The following is a 5,943-nucleotide window of genomic DNA, read 5'->3' as shown; positions in this document are numbered from 1 at the left end:
CCGCCGCACCGCCCAGCGCCACCACGGCGGCCACACCGTCGGGCAGTCCCACACCCAGCGCCAGCACGCCGGCGGTGGACCGGCAGATCACCGTGACGATCGCCAAGCGGCGGGTCGATCCACCCACCGGGCGGGTCACCGTGGGTAAGGGTGAGCTGGTCCGGATCACGGTCACCTCGGACGTCGCCGACGAGCTGCACGTGCACGGCTACGACCTGGGCGCCCGACTGCCGGCCGGCACGCCCGCGTCGGTGGAGTTCCGCGCCGAGAAGACCGGGCTGTTCGAGGTGGAGACGCACGAGTCCGAGCTGGTGCTCTTCCAGCTCGTCGTCCGCTGAGCACCATGACCGGCGCCCCGGCGGTGCTGGCGCACGGCGTCGGCGGCCGTCAGGACCTGCCGATCACCCTGCCGCAGCTCGTCGTCGCCGCCGCCCTGACCCTGGTCGTCACGTTCCTCGCGCTGGGCCTGCTGTGGCGCGAGCCGCGGCTCGACCGGGACGCGACCGGCGGACGGCCCGTGCCGGAGCCGCTGGCCCGACTCGTCGACGCGCCCGCCTTCCGGTGGGTCCTGCACGGGCTGGGCCTGCTTGCCGCCGGTTGGTTCTGCCTCGGCCTGCTGGCCGGGCCGGACACGCCGGACAACCCGACGGCCGGGGTGCTCTACGTGCTGCTCTGGGTCGGGCTGGTGCCCGTGTCGCTGCTGCTCGGCCCCGTCTGGCGGGCGGTCAACCCGCTGCGTACCGCCCATGTGCTCGCCGCGCTGGCGGCGCGCCGGGACCCGGAGCGCGGCCTGCGCGAGCTGCCGGCCGGCCTGGGGCTCTGGCCGGCGGCGGTGGCCCTGTTCGGGTTCGTCTGGCTGGAACTGGTCGCGCCCGACCGGGCCACCCTGCCGGTCATCACCGCCTGGCTCGCCGGGTACGCCGTGCTCATGCTCGCCGGGGCGGCGCTGTTCGGCGCGGGCTGGTTCGACCGGGCCGACCCGTTCGAGGTGTACAGCGCGCTGGTCGGCCACCTCGCCCCGGTCGGCCGCGCGGCGGACGGCGTGCTGGTGTGGCGTAACCCGCTCGACGGGATCGCCGGGCTGCGGCCCCGGCCCGGGCTGGTCGCCGTGGTGATCGTGCTGCTCGGGTCGACCATGTTCGACAGCCTCTCCAACGCGCCGGCCTGGCTGCGCTTCAGCCAGGAGAACGGCCTGCCCCCGGTGGTCACCGGCAGCGCCGGGCTGATCCTGGTCATCGCCGCCGTCGCCGCGGCGTACCTCGTCACCACCGGAGCGGCGACCCGGATCGGCCGTGTCGGGCCCGCCGGCGCCGACGCCCGCGGGCTGCCCGGCGAACTCGCCCACTCCATCGTGCCGATCGCCGTGGGCTACCTGGTGGCCCACTACTACTCGTTGTTGATCCTGGAGGGTCAGCGCACCGTCGCGCTGCTCTCCGACCCGCTGGACACCGGCGCGAACTGGTTCGGCACCGCCGGCTGGGAACCGCACACCGGCCTGGTCACGCCGTCCGGGGTGGCCACTCTCCAGATCACCGTCATCATCCTCGGGCACCTGCTCGGCACGCTGCTCGCGCACGACCGCGCCCTGTACCTGTTCCCCCGGGCCCGGGCCGTGACCGGCCAGCTCCCCCTGCTGGCGCTGATGGTCGCCTACACCGTCGCCGGCCTGCTGCTCCTCTACGCCGGGTAGGCCGCCGACGACCGGGCGACCCGGTTCCGCGGCGGTGCCGGGCGGGGGTGAGGATGAGGCGTGGATTCTGATCTTCGGCGCTACCTCGACGAGCTGGTCGACGCCGCCCGTGACGTGCTCGGCGACGACCTGGTGGGCGCGTACGCGGCCGGCTCGGTGGGGCTTGGCGCGTACCAGCCGGGCCGCAGCGACGTGGACGTGGCGCTGCTCTGCGCCGGGCCGCTGAGCGAGGCCGACAAGCGGGCGCTGGTGGCGCGGCTGCGGCACGAGGCGCTGCCCTGCCCGGCACGCGGGCTGGAGCTGGTCGTCTACCGGCGGGAGGTGGCCGCCGCCGGCAGCCCCGAGCCCGGCTTCGAGGTCGAGCTGAACACCGGGTCCGGCATGCCGTTCCGCCGCACCCTCGACCCGGCCGACCGGCCGGCGGCCGACGGCCGGTTCTGGTACGGGCTGGACCGCAGCATCCTGCACCAGAGCGGTCTGCCACTGCTCGGGCCGCCGGCGGGGGAGGTCTTCGCCGACCTGACCCCGGCCGACCTGCGCCGCCTGCTGATCGAGGCGCTGTCCTGGTGGCTGGCCCTGCCGACGCCGCCGGACGACCGGCCCACGCCCGGCGCGGAGGACGCGGTGCTCGGCGCCTGCCGATCCCTGGTGCGCCACCGCGACGGCGTCTGGCTGTCCAAGGTGGAGGCCGGGCGGCGCCTGATCGACGCCGGCGACCCGGCCGAGGTGATCGGTCGGGCGGTCGCCGCGCGGCACGGAGGGCCGCCGCCCACCGGCACGCAGGCGCGCGCCTTCCAGCACCGGGTCCGCGCCGAGATCGCCGGCCAGCCCCGAGACCAGCGGCGTTGACCAGCCGACCCTCGGCGCCGACTAGCGCACCGGGCGGGACTGGAGCGAGGCGAAGAGCAGGTTGAGGCCCTCGGTCATCGTCGGGTGGGTGATGACCGCGTCCCGCAGGGCGGTCCACGGCATCCCGGCGAGCATGGCCAGCTGCACCGAGGTGATCACCTCACCTGCCTCGGCGCCGAGCAACGCCGCGCCGAGGATCTGGTCGGTTTCGGCGTCGACCACCGCCTTCCACATCCCCTCGGTCTGGCGCAGGGTGCGGGCCCGGGGGATCGCGGCGACCGGCAGGTGGGCCACCTGGACGTCGTACCCGGCGCGGCGCGCCTCGGTCTCGGTGACACCGACCCGGGCCAGCTCCGGGGTGGTGAAGACGGTGTACGGGATGAGCCGCCCGGCGGTGCTGCGCCGCTCACCCGCCAGGTTCGCCCGGATGATCCGGTAGTCGTCCAGCGAGGCGTGGGTGAACTGCGGGGTTCCGGCGACGTCTCCGGCCGCCCAGGTCCGCTCGGCGCTGGTCCGCAGGTACTCGTCGACCGCCACGAAGCCACGGTCGTTCAACCGCACGCCGGCGGCGTCCAGGCCGAGCCCGTCGGTGACCGGCTCGCGGCCGACCGCGACCAGCACGTCGTCCCCGGTCACCAGGCTGCCGTCGTCCAGCGTCACCCGGACCGTGCCGTCGGCGTCGCGGTCGATCCGGGCGACCGTCGTGCCGGCGCGTACGTCGATGCCGTCGTCGAGCAGGATCCGCATCACCGCGTCGCCGACGTCGGGATCCTCGCGGGTGAGCAGCCGTGGGCCACCCTCGATCAGCGTCACCGCACTGCCGAACGACGCGAACATCTGCGCGAACTCCACCCCGACGGTGCCACCGCCGAGCACCACCAGTCGGCCCGGCAGCCGGTCCAGGTGCAGCAGGGTGTCACTGGTCAGCACCGAGGCCTCGGCCATCCCGGGCACCGACGGCAGGTGCGGGCGGGTGCCGGTGTTGATCACCACGTCGGCGCCGCGCAGGAGCCGTTCGCCACCGTTGGACACCGACACCCGTACGGTGCGGGGGCCGACGAACCGGGCCGCACCGATCACCAGGTGCAGGCCTGAGTCGAGGAACTGCTGCCGGTTGGCGGCCACCATCCCCTCGACGACGTCCTGTTTGTGGGCGCGCAGCAGGTCCACGTCGACCCGGCCACCCTCGACCACCAGGCCGAGTGCGGCCGCGCCGCGGAGCTGGCGGGCGGCGCGGGCGCTCGTGACCAGCGCCTTGGTCGGGATGCACGCGACGTTGATGCAGCTGCCGCCGATCATGCCGCGTTCGACCATCGCCACCCGCCGGCCGGATCGGGCGACGTCCATGCTCAACGTCTTGCCGGCCTTGCCGCCGCCCACGACGAGCAGGTCGAACTCCTCCGGTCGGTCGGTCACCGGGTGCTCCTCACGGTCGCCGGGCCGGTGCCGCCGCGGGAGCACGACGGCCAGACCAGCCTGTCAGCTCCGGTGACCCACCGGCCCCCGTTCCGAGCAGAACCGCCAACTCCGGGCCGGACCCACCTCAGGCCGAGTGCCGGGCGGCGCCGTTCTCGCTGACCGGCTGGCCGAAGGGCAGGAACGGCACGGGGGCCGGTTCGCCGGTGCCGCCGGGTCGCGTGAAGGTCGGGTCGACGTCCGCGGTGGGTTCCTCCGCAGCGGCCGTACGGTCGGCAGCCGCTGCCGGGTCCTCCGTGGGCTGGTCGTCGCTCGGCCGGTCGCTCCCGGACTGGTCGTTGCCGGACTGGTCGTCGTGCCGATCGGCGCTGTGCCGGTCAACACTGAGCCGCTCGACTCCGGGCCGCTCGACACTGAGCCGCTCGACACCGGGCCGCTCAGCACCGGGTCGCTCGGCGCCGGAGCGGTTGCCCACCATCGGGTACTCGGCGGTCTCCGTGCCACCCGCGGCGGCGGCCATGACGGCGGCGGCGGCCAGGTCGGCCACCCGCTTCGCCTCCCGCTGCACCCGGGCCCGGACGTCCTTGGCGTGCCGCTCGGCGGAGTCTCCGGCCCGCCGAGCCTCGTCCAGCCGGGCGCTCTCGGCGGTGAGGTCCCGACGGACCTCACCCAGCCGCTGCTGCAACCGGGACAGCTCGTTCTCCAGGGTCTCGCCCTCCTGGCGCACCTCCGCGAGCTGCTGCTGGGCGGACTCCAGCTCGGCGTGCAGCTGCGTCGACTCCTGCCGGCGCTCCTCGATGTCCTGCTGGAGGGCGGCGAGCTGCTCCTGGTGGGTGGCGGCCTGCTCGTCGGCCCGGTTGCGCAGGTCGGTCACGTGCTGCTGCGCTTCGGCCAGCAGCGCGGCGATCTGCTGCTCGGTCGCGCTGCGCTGCTCGGCCAACTCCCGCTCCGCGGCGGCCTGCTGCTCGGCGATCTCCTGCTCGGCGACGGTCCGCCGCTCATTGACGTCGCGCTCGATCCCGGCCTGCCACTGGGCCAGCTCCTGCTGGCTCTTGGCCCGGGCAGCCTGCAGCTCCTGCTGGATCTGGGTACGGGCCGACTTCATCAGCGCGTCGGCGGCGACCCGGGTCTGGTTGAGCTGCTGCGCGCTCTGTTCGGTGATCCGCTTCGCCTCGTTCTGGGCGCGCTCGTTGGCGGCCTCACCTTCGGCGCGCAGCTGCTCCGCGTGCTCCCGGATCGCGGTCAGCTCGGCCTCGGCCATGCTGCGCCGCTCCTCGTGGGCCTGCTCCTGCTCGGCGCGCCGGGCCGCCAGCTCCTCCGCCAGGTCCTGGCGCGCCTGCGCGGCCCGCTCGCGGGTGTCGGCGAGGACTCGCTCGGCCTCGGCGCGCAGCTCGTTGGCCAGGTCCGTGGCGGACTGGCTGATCATGGCGGCCTGCTTCTCCGCGAGGGCCAGGATCTCGCCGACCATCGGGCCCAGATCCTGGAACGAGGCGCGGTCCACCTGCACCGGCTGCTCGCGCAGCTCGGCCAGCTCGGCGCGCAGCCGCTGCACCTCGGCGGTCAGCTCACGGACCCGGACGGCGGAGCGCCCGTGCTCCCCACTCAGCATCGCGATCTGACCGTCGAGCTGCTCCAGGTGTCGGTCGACCTGGCGTTTGTCGTAGCCGCGCAGCGTGAGCTCGAAGCTCGGCCGCGAGGCCGCATCGTCGCGTGCTGCGAGCGGCTCAGCGCCGATGGACATGCACCATCCTCCGTACGATCGGGGCGCCAGCGCCGGCGGTCTACCGCCCCGCGGGCCGGGAGTGTGGCGCAACGCTACCGCCGAGGCGGCCCGGTGCGAAGTCCCGCCCCGTCTCTGTCCGCCCGTCCCTCCCTTCCTCGGTCGATCATGGAGTTGTGGTGCCCGGATGACCCTGATCCGCGGCTCTTGTCACCCACCACAACTCCATGATCGACCGAGGAAGGGAGGGACGGGCGGACAGAGACGG

The 5,943-nt window shown here is 74.5% G+C and carries 5 protein-coding genes; 3 read left to right on the top strand and 2 right to left on the bottom strand.

Annotation, left to right across the window (positions count from 1 at the left end):
* The 3 genes from EAD89_RS30620 to EAD89_RS29715 all read left to right on the top strand — a co-directional run.
* On the top strand, positions 1–338 hold a 338-nt coding region (locus EAD89_RS30620), incomplete at its 5' end, for a hypothetical protein (protein ID WP_199733690.1).
* Between the two features lie 5 nt (positions 339–343).
* Positions 344–1,690 (top strand): hypothetical protein, encoded by a 1,347-nt coding sequence (locus EAD89_RS29720; RefSeq protein ID WP_121677993.1) that lies wholly within the window; start codon positions 344–346, stop codon positions 1,688–1,690.
* Positions 1,691–1,750: 60 nt separating this feature from the next.
* Positions 1,751–2,539 carry a nucleotidyltransferase domain-containing protein gene (locus EAD89_RS29715; RefSeq protein WP_121677992.1) on the top strand — a complete coding sequence of 263 codons (789 nt, stop codon included), beginning with the start codon at positions 1,751–1,753 and terminating at the stop codon, positions 2,537–2,539.
* Positions 2,540–2,560: 21 nt separating this feature from the next.
* On the opposite strand, the gene EAD89_RS29710 is transcribed toward EAD89_RS29715, so the two are convergent.
* Together EAD89_RS29710 and EAD89_RS29705 are read right to left on the bottom strand one after the other, a co-directional pair.
* Positions 2,561–3,955: an NAD(P)/FAD-dependent oxidoreductase gene (locus EAD89_RS29710; RefSeq protein WP_121677995.1), complete on the bottom strand. Its 1,395-nt coding sequence runs from the start codon at positions 3,953–3,955 to the stop codon at positions 2,561–2,563.
* Positions 3,956–4,082: 127 nt separating this feature from the next.
* Positions 4,083–5,696 carry a hypothetical protein gene (locus EAD89_RS29705; protein ID WP_121677991.1) on the bottom strand — a complete coding sequence of 538 codons (1,614 nt, stop codon included), beginning with the start codon at positions 5,694–5,696 and terminating at the stop codon, positions 4,083–4,085.
* Between the last annotated feature and the right edge of the window lie 247 nt (positions 5,697–5,943).

The organism is Micromonospora sp. BL4 (assembly GCF_003667505.1).
GTDB lineage: Bacteria > Actinomycetota > Actinomycetes > Mycobacteriales > Micromonosporaceae > Micromonospora.
Note: the sequence above shows the minus strand (reverse complement) of the source record. Positions and strands in the feature narration are given on the sequence as shown.

Coding starts and splice junctions, on each gene's coding strand:
- EAD89_RS29720 (WP_121677993.1), top strand. CDS start 344: ATGACCGGCGCCCCGGCGGTGCTGGCGCACGGCGTCGGCGGCCGTCAG.
- EAD89_RS29705 (WP_121677991.1), bottom strand. CDS start 5,696: ATGTCCATCGGCGCTGAGCCGCTCGCAGCACGCGACGATGCGGCCTCG.